Origin of the sequence: Pseudomonas sp. UME65, from assembly GCF_014170225.1 — a bacterium.
GTDB lineage: Bacteria > Pseudomonadota > Gammaproteobacteria > Pseudomonadales > Pseudomonadaceae > Aquipseudomonas > Aquipseudomonas protegens.
In genome coordinates, this window is the sequence record NZ_LZZQ01000014.1 from 336948 (window position 1) to 353463 (window position 16516).

Genomic DNA, 16516 nt, shown 5'->3' on the forward strand with positions numbered 1-16516 from the left:
TGGTGTCCCAGGGCAGGTTCGAACTGCCAACCTTCCCCTTAGGAGGGGGATGCTCTATCCAATTGAGCTACTGAGACAAAACAGCGAGCGCCATTGCGGCACGGCGCGGAGGACGGCGTGCATGTTAACGGCCAAGGCTGCATTTGTCATGTGATCCATAGGGCTTTTTGCAGGAAGCATCAAGCTCGCACCGCAGCTTCGATGCCGCGTCGTGCAAATTGCATCACTGCAAAAAGCCATCATTGCAAAATGCAATTCAAGAGACTTTAAAAATCAGCTCAACATATTGTTTTTAAAGACTTTATCGCCAGGTAAACTCTTGGCACGCAGGCTGCTTAATTAGTGGATAAACACTGAGGAGATGCCGCCCATGAATAGCGCTCTGTTGCTCTTGAATGCGATTGCCATTGCCGTATTGGCGGCCTTTCACTTTCAACCTGCAGATGACGCTGCCCCTGGCGGGTCATCCTTCGCCCATTACCAGCAACGCCTGGCACCCCAGCTGGCAGTCATGAACACCCAGATTGAGCCTGGCTCAGTGACCCGGGTTACCCAGGGAAAAGCCTCGCAACAGCCAGGCGCCGCACCCACTGAACGCTGGGTATTTTGAGACCGAGACTACAGGAGCCATTTATGTCCACCGCTGCCAAAAGCCTGCTTGTTCTGACGCTACTCAGCGCCATTGCCGCTGTGTTCCTGCCTGAAGAACCTCTGGGCAGCGCGCCACTGATCATCAGCGGCTCACTGTTCGGCCTGTTCCTGCTGGCACTGCTGGCTGGCCGCAAGATCAAGTTCGACCCTGTATTGCGCTGATACCGTGCTCTTGCAATATGCCTAAGAGGCGCCTCAAGGTAACCTGTAATTCGGCAGAATTATCCAGGCGAACCACTCCCTCCTCATCCAGCCAGCCGGCATGGGCAAACTGTTCATTACGCTGCAGGCGCTCTTCTATCTCCGGCAGGCTTTCCCTGGCCCGACGCAGCAAGCGACGGCGTAATACTTCGTTATCAACCGTCAGAACTATCGGAATCAGATCGGGATACCGAGCTCGCGCCCTGGACAGATAGCCTCTGGACCCGTTGACTAGGACATTGCGCCCCTGCGCCAACCAGCTATCGATCACCACAGGAATCCCATAACCCAGGCCATTGGCCTGCCAGAACAAAGCGAAATCCCCCCGGCCTACTCGTCCCGCGAACTCCTCGGCGGTGACCTCAATCGCCTCCTCTCCCACCGACTCGGCAGAGCGCGTGATCACCCTTCTTGCCACTTCACAGCCCAACGCACTTAAAGGCTGCCGGGCCGCATCAATCAGGCTATCCTTGCCGGCCCCTGAAGGCCCCATCAAGTAGATCAACCTACCCGGCATGGGTGGCTGCTCCGCAGAGCACAACTAGTAAATCGGCCATTTGCCACTATCCTCTGACAGGTAGGGATTACACTTTCACCCGCATAGCATGCACCTTCGTCGGTGCACTGACACTCCCGCAGGATGGGAGAATGCGGCCAGCAACGCGGACCCGACGAACTTTTCAAACCAGTCCGCATTTCTGATAATTGGTGCTGGCATAACGCCTTTATCCAGTTCAATATTTGTCACAGAATTGACGCCAAGGATCTGGCAATTTTGAGGCATGATGCGGGCCTCTTAACAATTCAGGTTGAACATTTGGCATTCAGGCTTGTCCTAAAAGACAGCCCGCGGCCAATTCCGAGAACCGCTCCCCCTGAACTAACCGGTTAAATATATGCGCCCATTGAAACAGGCAATTTATTCCAGCCGTACGGCTGACAAGTTCGTCGTACGTCTACCCGACGGGATGCGTGAACGCATTGCCGAGGTGGCTCGCAATCATCACCGCAGCATGAACTCCGAAATCATCGCGCGCCTGGAACAGAGTCTTATTCAGGAAGGCGCCTTGGGTGAAGAGCTGAGCATGCGCCTGGACAGCCCCGAACTGTCCTTGCATGAGCGCGAACTGCTTCAACGTTTCCGCCAACTCTCACATCGCCAGCAAAACGCTTTGGTTTCGCTGATCGCCCATGACGCTGAAATGGCCGCAGACGCCACCTGATTGCATCTCGCAAGCTCAAGCCAGCCTAGTCGCTGGCTTTTTTTTGCCCCGCCAAAAGCAGCGAAGCGCCATTTAGGCGCTTCGTCGGTAACCAACAGGGAAGAACGGCTCAAAGCAGGAAAATGGTCGCCAGGCCGAGAAAGATGAAAAAGCCGCCACTGTCAGTCATGGCGGTGATCATCACGCTAGCGCCCATCGCCGGATCACGCCCCAGGCGCGCCAGGGTCATGGGGATCAGAACTCCCATCAGCGCCGCCAGCAGCAGGTTCAAGGTCATGGCAGCAGTCATGACCACCCCCAGCGACCAGCTCCCGTAGAGCATGTACGCCACGACACCGATCACCCCACCCCAGACCAGGCCATTGATCAGGGCTACGGCCAGCTCTTTACGCATCAAGCGCGAGGTGTTGCCAGTGCTCACCTGGTCCAGGGCCATTGCCCGGACAATCATGGTGATAGTCTGATTACCCGAGTTGCCACCGATACCCGCAACGATGGGCATCAGGGCCGCCAACGCCACCAGCTTTTCAATCGAGCCCTCGAACAGCCCAATCACCCGGGACGCGACAAACGCGGTAATCAGATTGATCGCCAGCCAGGCCCAACGGTTGCGCAGGGATTTCCAGACCGAGGCGAAGATGTCTTCCTCTTCCCGCAGACCGGCCATGTTGAGGACTTCGGTCTCACTTTCCTCACGAATCAGGTCGACCATTTCGTCGATGGTCAAACGACCGATCAACTTGTCGTTCTTGTCGACCACAGGGGCCGAAATCAGGTCATAACGCTCAAACGCCTGAGCCGCGTCGTAGGCATCTTCATCCGGATGAAAACTCACCGGATCACTGGCCATGACCTCGGCGACCTGCTTGTCCGGGTCATTGACCAGCAGACGCTTGATCGGCAGCACCCCTTTGAGCACGCCGTCGTAGTCCACCACGAACAGTTTGTCGGTGTGGCTTGGCAATTCTTTCAGACGACGCAGATAACGCAGGACCACTTCCAGGCTGACATCCTCGCGGATGGTCACCATCTCGAAGTCCATCAGCGCACCGACCTGCTCCTCATCATAGGACAGCGCGGAGCGAACGCGCTCACGCTGCTGGCCGTCGAGAGCCTCCATCAGCTCATGGACGACGTCTCGCGGCAGCTCGGGGGCCAGGTCAGCAAGTTCGTCAGCGTCCATCTCCTTGGCGGCAGCCAGGAGCTCGTGATCGTCCATGTCGGCGATCAGGGTTTCACGTACGGAATCGGATACTTCGAGGAGGATGTCGCCGTCACGCTCGGCCTTGACCAACTGCCAGACGGTCAGACGCTCTTCCAGAGGCAAGGCTTCAAGGATGTAGGCAACGTCAGCAGAGTGCAGATCATCGAGCTTGCGTTGCAACTCGACGAGGTTCTGCCGATGGACCAGGTTCTCGACCCGGTCATGATGATGGCCTTCCTGACGGTGCGTCAGGTCTTCAACTACCCGCTGGCGCTGCAGCAGCTCGACGACTTGAGCCAGGCGGTCTTGCAGGCTTTCCTGCGTTTTCTTTACTTCTACTTCGGTCATAGGCGAACTCCACTCCCAGCAGAGGAGCACGCCGGAAGGATCAATCAGTCAGTTCATGATTGTTAAAACGGGATACTGAGTAACTACTGGGTAAGTCCATGGAGGTATTCCACAAGCCCCGGCGGGGCTGACGGGCGCAATCATACACCGCTTGACGGTTTTAAACGTTAAAAAATCGCGGCAAGAACAAGCGCTTGCGGCATAAAGCTGAGCAACGTCCGAATCTATGAGACTGCGACGCCTCGACAGAAAAAGAAAACACACAGCACAGGAAAAAAGTCGGAGAGACAGACTCACAGGCATTGCATTCGACTTCCGCCGGGCAAAGCCGTTCCAGCCCAGGAGGGCAAAAGAGATAAAGGAGGATAAAAAGGCAGAAAGCAAAAAGCCCGCATCTTTCGATGCGGGCTTCCTGATGTATGGTGCACTCGACAGGATTCGAACCTGTGACCGCTCGGTTCGTAGCCGAGTACTCTATCCAGCTGAGCTACGAGTGCATTTTGTGTTTTTAGACCAGACCACAACTGGTTGAAGCCAAGTTAACTACATAACTGTAACTAACTCTTAAATGGTGCACTCGACAGGATTCGAACCTGTGACCGCTCGGTTCGTAGCCGAGTACTCTATCCAGCTGAGCTACGAGTGCATTTGTTGCCGCGCATTATAGGCCGTTAAATCTTTTTGTAAAGCACTTTTTCTAGTAATTTCAACAACTTACAGAAGAAGCCAGATTACAACGTACTAAGCAAATAATGGCGGAGAACGGGGGATTCGAACCCCCGACACCCTTTTGAGGTGTACTCCCTTAGCAGGGGAGCGCCTTCGGCCACTCGGCCAGCTCTCCGCAACACGGGGCGTATATTAACCAGCTTTCTCCCCGTTTGCAAACAAAAAAAACGATAAAAATTAATGGCTTGGTTCTTCGTCCTTCTCTTTCTTAATCCGCAGGTAAATTTCCTCACGGTGAACCGCCACTTCTTTGGGGGCGTTGACACCAATACGCACTTGATTACCTTTGACGCCGAGCACGGTCACAGTGATCTCGCCATCACCAATGATCAGGCTTTCTGCGCACCGACGAGTCAGAATCAGCATACCTTTCTCCTCACGCATTACATTTTCAGGGACTACAGTCTGCAAAAAAAAGGGTGTTGGCCTACAACCGGGTCGGCTGCAGTCCTACACGCCTAAGTATTGACTAGCACGGGCAAAAGAACAGTTTTCTCCCGTGCCGATCAAAAACACAAAGGGCGCGGTCAGACCGCGCCCTTTCAAACACGCATCACTCGCCCTGTCGGGCCGGAGCGTCGAGCTCGAAAGCGGTGTGCAGCGCACGTACCGCCAACTCCAGGTACTTCTCCTCGATCACCACCGAAACCTTGATTTCAGAAGTGGAGATCATCTGGATGTTGATGCTCTCTTTAGCCAGGGCCTCGAACATGCGGCTGGCAACGCCCGCGTGGGAGCGCATGCCAACACCAACGATCGATACCTTGGCAATGTCTGTGTCGCCTACCACTTCGCGGGCACCGATTTCACGTGCGGTGTTTTCCAGCACGGTCTGGGCCGCCAGGTAGTCATTGCGGTGCACGGTGAAGGTGAAGTCGGTGGTGTTATCGTGCGAAACGTTCTGCACGATCATGTCGACTTCAATGTTCGCCGCGCTGATCGGGCCAAGGATCTTGAAGGCCACGCCAGGATTGTCTGGCACGCCACGGATAGTCAGCTTGGCTTCATCGCGGTTGAAAGCGATGCCGGAAATGATCGGCTGTTCCATGGATTCCTCTTCATCAATAGTAATGAGGGTGCCCGGACCCTCCTGAAAGCTGTGCAGAACGCGCAGCGGAACGTTGTACTTGCCAGCAAACTCGACCGCACGGATCTGCAGCACCTTGGAACCGAGACTGGCCATTTCCAGCATCTCTTCGAAGGTGATCTTGTCCAGGCGCTGAGCCTTGGGCACAACCCGCGGATCGGTGGTGTAGACGCCGTCCACATCGGTATAGATCTGGCACTCATCGGCCTTCAGAGCCGCCGCCAGCGCCACACCGGTGGTGTCGGAACCACCACGACCCAGGGTGGTGATGTTGCCGTGCTCGTCAACGCCCTGGAAACCGGCAACCACTACCACACGACCGGCTTTCAGATCGCCACGAATCTTCTGATCATCAATCTGCAGGATTCGCGCTTTATTGTGAGCGCTGTCGGTGAGGATGCGCACCTGGTTACCGGTATAGGACACCGCCGGAACACCGCGCTTGATCAACGCCATGGCCAGCAACGCGATAGTCACTTGCTCGCCGGTGGAGACGATCACATCCAGCTCACGGGGAACCGGTTTGGCTTCGCCACTGATCTGCTTGGCCAGATCGATCAGGCGGTTGGTTTCGCCACTCATCGCCGACAGCACGATCACCAGGTCATCGCCGGCTTCGCGGAACTTCTTCACCTTGTCGGCGACCTGCTCGATCCGCTCGACAGAGCCGACCGAGGTGCCTCCAAATTTCTGTACGATCAAAGCCATTTTCTAAGCCGCCTCAGCCCGTAAAGGGGCGCCCGTTAAACAATCAAACTGCACAGCGCAAGGACCCGCCACTAGACGACGGGCCCGGCTCGGCGCCTTAAATACCCTGCTCGACAAATGGCACGGTCAGGGCCAGCGCGGCATCCAGTGCAGCGGCATCAACACCGCCGCCCTGCGCCATGTCTGGACGACCACCGCCCTTCCCGCCCACTGCCGCAGCGGCTTGCTTCATCAAATCACCGGCTTTGAGTTGGCCAGTCAGGTCCTTGGTTACACCGGCAACCAGTACGACCTTTTCCTCATGGACACTGCCGAGCAGGATCACTGCGCGGCCGAGTTTGTTTTTCAACTGATCCACCAGCGCCAGCAGCGCCTTGCCGTCCTGGCCGTCAAGACGCGCAGCCAGCACTTTCACGCCCTTGACGTCTGCCGCCTGAGCGGACAGATCATCGCCCGCGGCGCTTGCAGCCTTGGCCTGCAACTGCTCGAGTTGCTTCTCCAGCAAGCGGTTGCGTTCCAGCACTGCCGACAGCTTGTCGATCAGGTTGTCGCGGCTACCCTTGACCAGGGTCGCCGCTTCCTTGAGTTGTTCTTCCGCCGCATTCAGGTACGCCAGGGCCGCAGCACCAGTCACTGCCTCGATACGACGCACGCCGGAAGCCACACCGCCTTCGCTGGTGATTTTCAGCAAGCCGATATCGCCGGTACGGTTGGCGTGGATACCGCCACACAGCTCTACCGAGAAGTCGCCGCCCATGCTCAGTACGCGCACGCTGTCGCCGTACTTCTCGCCGAACAGCGCCATGGCGCCCTTCTTCTTGGCGGTATCGATATCAGTTTCTTCGGTTTCCACCGGGGTGTTCTTGCGAATCTCGGCGTTGACGATGTCTTCCAGCGCCTTGATCTGCTCGGGCTTGATCGCCTCGAAGTGGCTGAAGTCGAAACGCAGGCGCTGGCTGTCCACCAGCGAGCCCTTCTGCTGTACGTGTTCGCCCAATACCTGGCGCAGCGCAGCGTGCAGCAAGTGGGTGGCCGAGTGGTTCAGCGAGGTCGCGTGGCGCACTTGCGCGTCGACCTGGGTTTCAACCGGCGCACCAACAGTCAGGCTACCCTTGGCCAGCACGCCATGGTGCAGGAAGGCACCGCCGGTCTTGGTGGTGTCGCGCACGTCGAAACGCGCGTTGCCAGCCTGAAGATAACCGCAGTCACCGATCTGGCCGCCGGATTCGGCATAGAACGGGGTCTGGTCAAGAACCACCACACCCTCTTCGCCTTCGCTCAGCACGTCGACCGATTGCCCTTCCTTATAAAGAGCAACCACTTTCGCCGAACCGCTGGTGGCGTGGTAACCGGTGAACTCGGTGGCCACGTCGACCTTGACCAGGCTGTTGTAGTCCATGCCGAAAGAACTGGCGGAGCGGGCACGCACACGCTGGGCTTCCATTTCGCGCTCGAAGCCTTCCTCGTCGAGAGTCAGGTTGCGCTCGCGGGCGATATCGCCAGTCAGGTCCATCGGGAAACCGTAGGTGTCGTACAGCTTGAACACCACGTCGCCCGGCACCACCGAGCCCTTGAGCTCGGCCAGGTCCTGCTCGAGGATCTTCAAGCCCTGCTCCAGGGTCTTGGCGAACTGCTCTTCTTCGGCTTTGAGCACACGCTCGATGTGCGCCTGCTGGGACTTCAGCTCCGGGAAGGCTTCGCCCATCTCGGCAACCAGGGCGGCAACGATCTGATAGAAGAAGCTGCCCTTGGCGCCCAGTTTGTTGCCGTGACGGCAAGCGCGGCGAATGATCCGGCGTAGCACATAGCCACGGCCTTCGTTGGAGGGCAGTACGCCGTCGGCAATCAGGAAGCCGCAGGAACGAATATGGTCCGCCACCACTTTCAGCGAAGCCTGGGCATCGTTGGTGCAGCCGATGGCCTTGGCTGCCGCATCCAGCAAGCTCTGGAACAGGTCGATCTCATAGTTCGAGTGCACGTGCTGCAGCACCGCGCTGATCCGCTCCAGGCCCATGCCGGTGTCCACCGACGGCGCGGGCAGCGGGTGCAACACGCCATCGGCGGTGCGGTTGAACTGCATGAACACGTTGTTCCAGATTTCGATGTAACGGTCGCCGTCCTCTTCAGGCGAGCCGGGTGGGCCGCCCCAGATATCGGCGCCGTGATCGTAGAAAATCTCGGTGCAAGGGCCGCACGGGCCAGTATCGCCCATGGTCCAGAAGTTGTCGGACGCGTAAGGCGCGCCCTTGTTGTCGCCGATACGCACCATGCGCTCGGCGGGTACACCGACTTCCTTGGTCCAGATGTCGTAGGCCTCGTCGTCGGTGGCATACACCGTGACCCAGAGCTTTTCCTTGGGCAGGTTGAGCCACTTGTCGGAGGTCAGGAAGGTCCAGGCGAAGGTGATCGCATCACGCTTGAAGTAGTCACCGAAGCTGAAGTTGCCCAGCATTTCGAAGAAGGTGTGGTGACGAGCGGTGTAACCGACGTTTTCCAGGTCGTTGTGCTTGCCGCCGGCGCGGACGCACTTCTGGCTGCTGACAGCGCGGGTATAGGCGCGCTTTTCCTGCCCCAGGAAGCAATCCTTGAACTGGTTCATCCCCGCGTTGGTGAACAGCAGGGTGGGGTCGTTGCCTGGGATCAAGGAGCTGGAGGCTACACGGGTGTGGCCTTGCTCTTCGAAGAAGCGGAGGAAGGCTTCACGGATTTCTGCGCTTTTCATTAGGTTCTTCCACGGAGACTGCGGCCAAAGGCCTGTGCGCAACGTCAACAGACGAAACGACGGCAAAGGGCCGCATTATATCGGCGTTAATCACTAGGTACAGCGTGTTTGTACGATACAAACAGTCAATTGGACGGAGAACACTGTCAGTTACGGGAAAACTCGGCAAAAGTGCTCAGCACGTGCTCGATTTGCCCGGCGCTGACGTCCAGATGAGTGACCAGACGCAACCGTGATGCGGCGCTGAGCTTGATCCCGCGCTCGGCGGCGAACGCCTTGAGCGCCTCAGCCCGATCCCCCATCTCTACATACACCATGTTGGTCTGCACCGGCTCGACACTGTAGCCCACCCGCCGCAAGCCATCGGCCAGCAATTGTGCATGGGCGTGGTCGTCGGCCAGACGCTGTACCTGATGGTCCAGGGCATACAGCCCCGCTGCCGCCAAACCGCCTGCCTGGCGCATGCCGCCACCGACCATCTTGCGCAGGCGCCGGGCCTTGGTGATCAGTTCCACCGAGCCACACAGCACCGAGCCCACCGGCGCACCTAGACCTTTGGACAGGCACACCGACACCGAATCGAAATGCTCGGCAATCACCCGTGCATCCACCCCCAGCTTGACCGCTGCGTTGTACAGCCGCGCGCCATCCAGATGCAGGGCCAGCCCGTGTTCCCGGGTAAAGGCCCGCGCCTGGGCCAGGTAGGTCAAGGGCAGCACCTTGCCCTGCATGGTGTTTTCCAGGGCCAGCAGGCGGGTGCGGGCAAAATGAAAGTCATCGGGCTTGATAGCCGCAGCCACCTGGACAAGGTCCAGCGAACCGTCAGCCTGCAATTCCAGTGGCTGGGGCTGGATAGAGCCGAGTACCGCCGCGCCCCCGCCTTCATATTTATAGGTATGGGCCTGTTGCCCGACGATGTACTCGTCGCCCCGCTCACAGTGAGCCATCAAGGCCAGCAGGTTGCTCATGGTGCCCGAGGGCACGAACAGCGCCGCAGCAAAACCCAGGCGCCGCGCCAATTCACCTTCCAACCGATTGACTGTCGGATCTTCGCCGTACACATCATCCCCGGTGGGCGCACTGGCCATGGCATCGAGCATGCCAGGGGTCGGCTGGGTCACGGTGTCACTACGAAGATCGATCACGCTCATCACATCTGGCCTCGGCTGTGGGACCTGCAAGGTCCGCTCTTGAACAGGGGGAACTCCCTTTCGAAACGAAACTGCGGCCATGGCCGGCAATAATCAAGCAACAACTGTAGAAAAGCCTGAGTCTGGCGTTGAAAAATCCGATGAGAATTATCCAAAAGGTGCGATGCGTCTCGAGAGGATCTGTGTTAAAAACTCACCGCCCGCGAAAAATTCGCGGGCAAACGTTCTCAGGGCGGGGTGCAATTCCCCACCGGCGGTAATTGCGTGCAATGCGCATAGCCCGCGAGCGCTTGGCGAGACCGGTGGCTTGGCCACAGGTGACGACAAGGTCAGCAGACCCGGTGTGATTCCGGGGCCGACGGTCATAGTCCGGATGAAGAGAGAACGGGATTGGCGCCAAAGGGCCGTTGCCGGGCAGTTCGTGGGAAATCCACGACCGTTCTGCGCGCACCCTTAAATCCCATTCGATTCATATATGCCCTGTTTTTCACACAAACAGGAGTCAGAACAGATGCAACCCACTGCAATCGATAGCAAAAGCAAACACCACCCCAACGAGCGCGTCGCCTTTATCCAGGCCTGCTGGCACAAGGAAATCGTCGATCAGAGCCGTCAGGGCTTCGTCACTGAAATGCTCGCCCAGGGCTATCAGGAATCCGATATTGACTTCTTCGAAGTCGGCGGCGCCTTCGAAATCCCGCTGCACGCCAAACTGCTGGCCAAATCCGGTCGTTATACCGGGATCGTTGCTGCCGGCCTGGTGGTGGACGGTGGCATCTACCGTCACGAGTTCGTCGCCCAGTCGGTCATCAGCGGCCTGATGCAAGTGCAACTGGAAACCGAAGTACCGGTCTTCTCGGTGGTGCTGACCCCGCATCATTTCCATGCGGGTGAAGAGCATCAGAAGTTCTTCTTCGAGCACTTCGTGCACAAAGGCCAGGAAGCGGCGAGAACCTGTGCCGACACCCTGCAGAAGGTCCGCGCCCTGCGCCGTAACGAGCAGCGTGCGGTAGCGGTTTAAGCGTTAGCGGTATCGCCGGCAAGCCGGCTCCTGCGGGGGCCCGGCTTGCCGGCGAACCTCAGGCCAGGCCGTCGGCCGTGGCCGGCACAATCAGAATCCCTGCGCGCAAACCGTTCTTCACCTTGGGATTGGGGAAAATGATCCGTGCCCCCGTCTCCTCGATGACCCAGCGGGTCTGGGCGATATCCTCGGCCAGCAGGTAACCCACTTCCAGCTCGGAAAAGTTCTCGATGTCTGCCGGCAGATGCAGGTGGAAGCTGTCGCTGTGCTTGATGACTTCCCGAGCCACGCTGAACAACTGCAACCCGTCGAGGCTGTCCTGCTCCGCAGGTGGTTCGCTACCGTCGATGATCTGCTTGAGCCGGGTTTCCAGGCGTTCGACATTGACCCCCTGGTTCTGCCCGAATGGCCGTGCCTTGCCCAACTCCAGGGTGAAGGACTCGGCCCCCAGCTGATCGTAGGTGTAGGCACTGAAGACGATGGAGGGCTTGTTCTGCAACAGCACCGCTTCCATACCGGCAGCCCGCAGGCGGGCCAGCTCACGGCGTGAATGCTGACGTCCGTCCTTCCATGGGTACAGGGCAAACTGCTCGATCTTCGAGCCGCGGATTGCCGTGTGCAGGTCGTAGTGCAGGCGCTGGCGATCGGGCTGGCTGAAGAAGCTCGCCGCCAATCGCTCCAGTTCACAAGCGCGCAGGGCTTCGAAACCACTGCTCGATTCATGCCGGCCATTGAATAGCCGGTTGACGTCCTGTTCGACAAAACGCTCGCCGCGGCGCATGGCCTCGGGGTTGCCGAACAGGAACAGGATACGTGCGCGGGGCTTCAGATCGCCCCGGGCGATGTCATGCAACAAGCGGTCGAGCAGCTCGATGGGAGCCGTCTCGTTGCCATGGATTCCCGCTGACAGCAGCAGGTCCAGGCCGTTATCGCGAGCCTCGGGCGGCCGCACTTCCAGCGCCCCCTCGCTCAGCCAGCGCATGCGCACGCCGTCGACAGTCAGTTGAGTCTTCTCCGCCGGTTCACGGCCGGCGAGGGTCAGTTCAAGCAGTTTGCCGAGGGCGAGCATAGAGCGGACTTCCTTAGTGAGCGTGGCCGCAGTCAGGGCCGTGCACGTGATCATCGTCACCGGCGTCGGCCGGCTCCATTTCCAGTTGCAGGCTGACCAGGTTGGTCGCCAGCGGGCGCAGCAGCAGGCTGGCGTATTCCGCATCACCTTCTTCCACATCCACGCCGATCAGCAGCTGGCCGCGGCCGTCCTGCTGGATCCACACTTCCTTGCCCTGCCACAGCACGGCGAAACGGGTGCAGGACGTTTCCAGCTGAGTGCCGTCGGTGTCTTCAAGGATCAGCTGCAGGGTATCGCTCATGGGTCAGTTCTCATCTGGGGTAAAGCTGCGCGCCCGGGATCGCCGGGCGCTGGCTTTCAATTGATCTGGAAGGGATAAACCGCGCCCAGTTTAAGGATTTGCGTCAGTTCATCCAGTGCCGTCCGGCACTCAAGCAGCAGTTGCGGGTCCGCCAGGTCGCTTTCGCTCAGGCGGTCGCGATAGTGCTTGCCGACCCATTGGGTCAGGGTGTCGTACAACGGCGCGGTCATGATAACCCCAGGATTGACCGCCGCCAGCTCGGTTTCCTTGAGCGCTACGCGCAAGCGCAGGCACGCCGGGCCACCGCCGTTCTGCATGCTCTGCTTGAGGTCGAAGACCTTCACTTCACGAATCAGCCCGCCAGAGCTGGTGAGGCTTTGCAGGTACTGCCAGACCCGCTCGTTGCCGCGGCATTCCTCGGGCACGATCAGCAGCATCGAGCCGTCGGCGCGTGACAGCAACTGGCTGTTGAACAGGTAGGAGCGCACGGCATCTTCCACCGTCACCTGCGAACGCGGCACGCAGATCGACTGGAAGTTGCCGCCGCGCTTGCCCAGCTTGCCCTGCAACTCGGCGAGCATCTTATCGGTCTCGAGGAAGGCGTCCTCGTGATAGAACAACACCTCGCCATTGCCCACCGCGATCACGTCGTTGTGGAACACGCCCTGGTCGATCACCGAAGGGTTCTGCTGGGCATAGACCACCCCTTCCTCGCTCAGACCATGCAACCTGGCGACGGCCTGGGAAGCTTCCAGGGTCTGGCGCGCCGGGTACTTCTGCGGTGCCGGGTAGCGAGTATCGAAAGCACTGCGACCGAAGACGAAGAACTCCACGCCGGCCTGCCCATAGTCACGGCAGAAGCGCGTGTGGTTGGCGGCGCCTTCGTCGCCGAACTGCGCTACCGCCGGCAGGGCCGCGTGATGGGCGAAGTGCTTCTGGTCAGCGAACATGGCCCCCAGCACGCGACTGGTGGTGGGGTGCTCGATGCTGCGGTGGTATTTGCAGTTGAGGTTGGCGGCAGTGAAGTGCACACGGCCATCGGCGGTGTCGGCACTGGGGCTGACCGTGGCGGCGTTGGCCACCCACATGCTCGATGCCGAGCAACTGGCGACCAGCAATGGCATCGCCTGCTTGGCGGCCTGCTGGATGACTTGGGCGTCTGTTCCGGCAAAACCCAGGTTGCGCAGGGCGGCCACGTCCGGGCGCTCTTGCGGGGCGAGCACGCCTTGCTGAAAGCCCATTTCCATCAGCGCTTTCATTTTCGCCAGGCCTTGCAGCGCCGCTTCCCTGGGATTGGAGCCCTGCTGGCTGTTGCTCTGGGAGGCAACGTTGCCGTAGGACAGGCCGCCGTAGTTATGGGTCGGCCCCACTAGCCCGTCAAAATTGACTTCATAGGATTTCATCAGCGAGGCTCCACGAATCTGTTTGTTATAGGCAATCGATATCTACACATGGCGAACGCGGTGCGCTCGTTCGCCGGCAAGTCGGCTCCTGCACAGATCTGCAGGAGCCGGCTTGCCGGCGAAAAGGCCACGCCAATCAGGACAGGCGCACACCCGGCGTCAACGCGCTCGGCAGCACCAGGCTCGGGGTTTCCAGGGAAGCCACCGGGTACGCGCAGTAGTCCGCCGCGTAATAGGCACTGGCCCGATGGTTGCCCGAGGCCCCCACGCCACCGAATGGCGCGCTGCTGGCGGCGCCGGTCAACTGCTTGTTCCAGTTGACGATACCTGCTCGACTTTCCAGCCAGAACTGCTGGTAGCGCTCGGCAGAGTCCGACAACAGGCCGGCCGCCAGGCCGTACTGAGTGTTGTTGGCCTCGGCAATCGCGTCATCGAAATCAGCGTAGCGGATCACTTGCAGCAACGGCCCGAACAGCTCCTCATCAGGGCGCTCGGCCACGGCGCTAACGTCCAGGATGCCCGGGGTCAGCAAGGCGGCCTGGGCCTGGGGCTGGGTCATTTCCAGCAAGGCTACGGCGCCGTTGGCCAACAACTGCTGCTGCGCATCCATCAGCGCGCGAGCGGCGCCCAGGGAAATCACCGAGCCCATGAACGGCGCGGGCTGCTGGTCAAACGCGCCGACTTCGATGCTCGCGCTGACCGCCACCAGGCGCGCCAGCAACGTGTCACCCCAGGCGCCTTGCGGCACCAGCAAGCGCCGCGCGCAAGTACAACGCTGACCGGCAGAAATGAAGGCGGACTGGATGATGGTGTACACCGCGGCGTCCAGGTCGGCGACCTGCTCCACCACCAGGGGGTTGTTGCCGCCCATTTCCAGGGCCAGGATCTTGTCCGGGCGCCCGGCGAACTGCTGGTGCAGATGATTGCCGGTGCGGCTGGAACCAGTGAAGAACAACCCATCGATACCCGGATTGGCCGCCAGGGCGATGCCGGTTTCCCGAGCGCCTTGCAGCAGGTTCAGCACACCGGCCGGCAGGCCGGCTTCGATCCAGCACTGCACCGTCAGCTCGGCGACTTTCGGCGTCAGCTCGCTGGGTTTGAACAGCACGCTGTTACCGGCCAGCAAAGCGGGAACGATGTGCCCGTTAGGCAGGTGGCCAGGGAAGTTGTAGGGGCCGAACACCGCTACCACACCGTGGGGCTTGTGCCGCAGCACGGCGGTGGCGTCGCCCAGCGGGCCGCTCTTCTCGCCGGTACGCTCGCGGTAGCTCTGCACCGAGATGGCGATCTTGTTGACCATGCTGGTGACTTCGGTGGCAGCTTCCCACAGCGGCTTGCCGGTTTCCTCGCCAATGCAGCGGGCCAGTTCGTCGGCACGGCTCTTCAGGCTGGCGGCAAAGGCTTCGAGCACGCTGATGCGCTCTTCCAGGGAACGCTTGGCCCAGGCCGGAAACGCCTGGCGGGCAGCCTGCACGGCGCTCTCCACTTGTGCGGCAGTGGCACCGTTACCCGACCAGATGACCGCCTGGGTCACCGGATTGACCGAGGTGAAGGCCTCGCCCTGGCCGGCCAGCCATTGGCCGGCAATGTACAGCGTGCTCATTGTTTCGACTCCCGAGAAGCAGACAGCGGAACCGCGCGGACCTGGTCGCCGGCGTTGAGTTGCAGGCGCTTGGCGGTCAGGGGATCGACCACCAGGGTGCCGGCGGCAAAGCGCGCCGGAGCCGCGGTGATGCGGCAGTCCTCGCGCTTGCGGTTGTGGATCAGGAACGGCGTGGCGTCGTCGCCCGGGGTGCCGATGGCCAGCACCAGCGCCTGGCTGTCACGCACTGCGCGGATCTTGCTGGTCTCGCACTCCACCGCCGGGCCGGCGTCGAAGATGTCGACATAGCCCTGGTAGCTGAAGCCTTCGCTCTTGAGCATGGCCAGCGCCGGCTCGGTGTCGGTGTGAACCTTGCCGATGACGTTGCGCGCATCTTCGGACAGGAAACAGGTATAGAGCGGGAACTTGGGCATCAGCTCGGCGATGAAGGCCTTGTTGCCGACACCGGTCAGGTAGTCGGCCTGGCTGAACTCCATCTTGAAGAAGTGCCGGCCCAGGCTTTCCCAGAACGGCGAGCGGCCATTCTGGTCGGACATGCCCCTCATCTCGGCAATGATCTTGTTGCCGAACAGCTGCGGGAACTCGGCGATGAACAGCATCCGCGCCTTGGCCAGCATGCGGCCGTTGAGGCCGGTGCGGTAGTCGGCATGCAGGAACAGCGAGCACAGCTCGGAGTTGCCGGTCAGGTCATTGGCCAGGAACAGCGTGGGGATCTCGCGGTAGATGTTCAGCTCCTGGGAGGCGCTGACCGTCAGGCCGACCCGGAAGTTGTACCAGGGCTCGCGCAGGCCGACGGCGCCGGCGATGGCGGAAATGCCCACCACCCGGCCGTTGTCGTCTTCCAGCACGAACAGGTAGTCCGCATCGCCGCGCTCGGCTTCACCGCGAAAGGTCTTTTCCGCCCAGCCGACCCGGTGGGTCAGGCGCTCTTCGTTGGCCGGCAAGGTGGTGAGGCCAGTGCCGGTGCTGCGGGCCAGGTCGATCAGCGCGGGTAAATCGCTGCTGCGTACGGGACGAACGATCATGCTATCTCCTCAGACGCAGGCCGCTGGCGGCCTGCGCGAAACTCGCTGCTTCTAGGCTTGCTTTCCAGGT

The 16516-nt window shown here is 60.2% G+C and carries 15 protein-coding genes, 4 tRNA genes and 1 riboswitch; of the genes, 4 read left to right on the forward strand and 15 right to left on the reverse strand.

What is annotated here, in order from left to right:
• Positions 1-77, reverse strand: a tRNA-Arg gene (locus tag A9971_RS21620).
• A gap of 293 nt (positions 78-370) precedes the next feature.
• On the opposite strand from A9971_RS21620, the gene A9971_RS21625 reads away from it, so the two are divergent.
• Both A9971_RS21625 and A9971_RS21630 read left to right on the forward strand, forming a co-directional pair.
• On the forward strand, positions 371-610 hold the full coding sequence (locus A9971_RS21625; protein ID WP_065365406.1) for a hypothetical protein: 240 nt from the start codon (positions 371-373) through the stop codon (positions 608-610).
• Between the two features lie 23 nt (positions 611-633).
• Positions 634-813 (forward strand): PA3371 family protein, encoded by a 180-nt coding sequence (locus tag A9971_RS21630; RefSeq protein WP_041119533.1) that lies wholly within the window; start codon positions 634-636, stop codon positions 811-813.
• On the opposite strand, the gene phnN is transcribed toward A9971_RS21630, so the two are convergent.
• On the reverse strand, positions 788-1369 hold the full coding sequence (gene phnN, locus A9971_RS21635; RefSeq protein ID WP_015636675.1) for a phosphonate metabolism protein/1,5-bisphosphokinase (PRPP-forming) PhnN: 582 nt from the start codon (positions 1367-1369) through the stop codon (positions 788-790). The two genes, A9971_RS21630 and phnN, sit on opposite strands and share 26 nt — an antisense overlap.
• A 379-nt stretch (positions 1370-1748) precedes the next feature.
• Here phnN and A9971_RS21640 point away from each other — a divergent pair, with 379 nt between their 5' ends.
• Positions 1749-2075, forward strand: a complete 327-nt coding sequence (locus tag A9971_RS21640; RefSeq protein WP_003204761.1) for an Arc family DNA-binding protein — start codon at positions 1749-1751, stop codon at positions 2073-2075.
• A 109-nt stretch (positions 2076-2184) separates the two neighbouring features.
• On the opposite strand, the gene mgtE is transcribed toward A9971_RS21640, so the two are convergent.
• From mgtE to ltaE, 8 genes are all read right to left on the reverse strand, one after another.
• Entirely contained in the window at positions 2185-3627 is a 1443-nt protein-coding gene (gene mgtE / locus A9971_RS21645; RefSeq protein ID WP_011062760.1) for a magnesium transporter, read from the reverse strand.
• Between the two features lie 420 nt (positions 3628-4047).
• A tRNA-Arg gene (locus A9971_RS21650) sits at positions 4048-4124 on the reverse strand.
• 72 nt (positions 4125-4196) lie between these two features.
• A tRNA-Arg gene (locus A9971_RS21655) sits at positions 4197-4273 on the reverse strand.
• Between the two features lie 107 nt (positions 4274-4380).
• A tRNA-Ser gene (locus A9971_RS21660) sits at positions 4381-4471 on the reverse strand.
• A 62-nt stretch (positions 4472-4533) separates the two neighbouring features.
• Complete coding sequence (csrA, locus tag A9971_RS21665; RefSeq protein ID WP_002554426.1) at positions 4534-4722, reverse strand: carbon storage regulator CsrA; 189 nt, start codon at positions 4720-4722, stop codon at positions 4534-4536.
• A gap of 187 nt (positions 4723-4909) precedes the next feature.
• Complete coding sequence (locus A9971_RS21670) at positions 4910-6151, reverse strand: aspartate kinase (RefSeq protein WP_011062761.1); 1242 nt, start codon at positions 6149-6151, stop codon at positions 4910-4912.
• 97 nt (positions 6152-6248) lie between these two features.
• Positions 6249-8873, reverse strand: a complete 2625-nt coding sequence (gene alaS / locus A9971_RS21675; RefSeq protein ID WP_019093136.1) for an alanine--tRNA ligase — start codon at positions 8871-8873, stop codon at positions 6249-6251.
• Positions 8874-9019: 146 nt separating this feature from the next.
• A complete protein-coding gene (gene ltaE / locus A9971_RS21680) occupies positions 9020-10024 on the reverse strand; it encodes a low-specificity L-threonine aldolase (protein WP_182999983.1) in 1005 nt (334 codons plus the stop codon).
• 219 nt (positions 10025-10243) lie between these two features.
• A riboswitch (FMN riboswitch) is annotated at positions 10244-10414 on the forward strand.
• Between the two features lie 121 nt (positions 10415-10535).
• On the opposite strand from ltaE, the gene A9971_RS21685 reads away from it, so the two are divergent.
• A complete protein-coding gene (locus A9971_RS21685) occupies positions 10536-11045 on the forward strand; it encodes a 6,7-dimethyl-8-ribityllumazine synthase (protein WP_011062764.1) in 510 nt (169 codons plus the stop codon).
• A 58-nt stretch (positions 11046-11103) separates the two neighbouring features.
• On the opposite strand, the gene astE is transcribed toward A9971_RS21685, so the two are convergent.
• The 5 genes from astE to astA form a co-directional block, all read right to left on the reverse strand.
• Positions 11104-12114, reverse strand: a complete 1011-nt coding sequence (astE, locus tag A9971_RS21690; RefSeq protein ID WP_011062765.1) for a succinylglutamate desuccinylase — start codon at positions 12112-12114, stop codon at positions 11104-11106.
• Between the two features lie 13 nt (positions 12115-12127).
• The gene (locus A9971_RS21695; RefSeq protein WP_011062766.1) at positions 12128-12415 is read right to left on the reverse strand and encodes a hypothetical protein; all 288 of its coding nucleotides are present in this window, start codon (positions 12413-12415) and stop codon (positions 12128-12130) included.
• A gap of 56 nt (positions 12416-12471) precedes the next feature.
• Entirely contained in the window at positions 12472-13818 is a 1347-nt protein-coding gene (astB, locus tag A9971_RS21700; protein WP_011062767.1) for an N-succinylarginine dihydrolase, read from the reverse strand.
• Positions 13819-13954: 136 nt separating this feature from the next.
• Positions 13955-15421, reverse strand: coding sequence for a succinylglutamate-semialdehyde dehydrogenase (gene astD / locus A9971_RS21705; RefSeq protein ID WP_182999984.1), 1467 nt, complete (start codon positions 15419-15421; stop codon positions 13955-13957).
• Positions 15418-16446, reverse strand: coding sequence for an arginine N-succinyltransferase (astA, locus tag A9971_RS21710; RefSeq protein ID WP_182999985.1), 1029 nt, complete (start codon positions 16444-16446; stop codon positions 15418-15420). Before astA ends, astD begins: the two co-directional genes overlap by 4 nt.
• Positions 16447-16516: the final 70 nt, after the last annotated feature.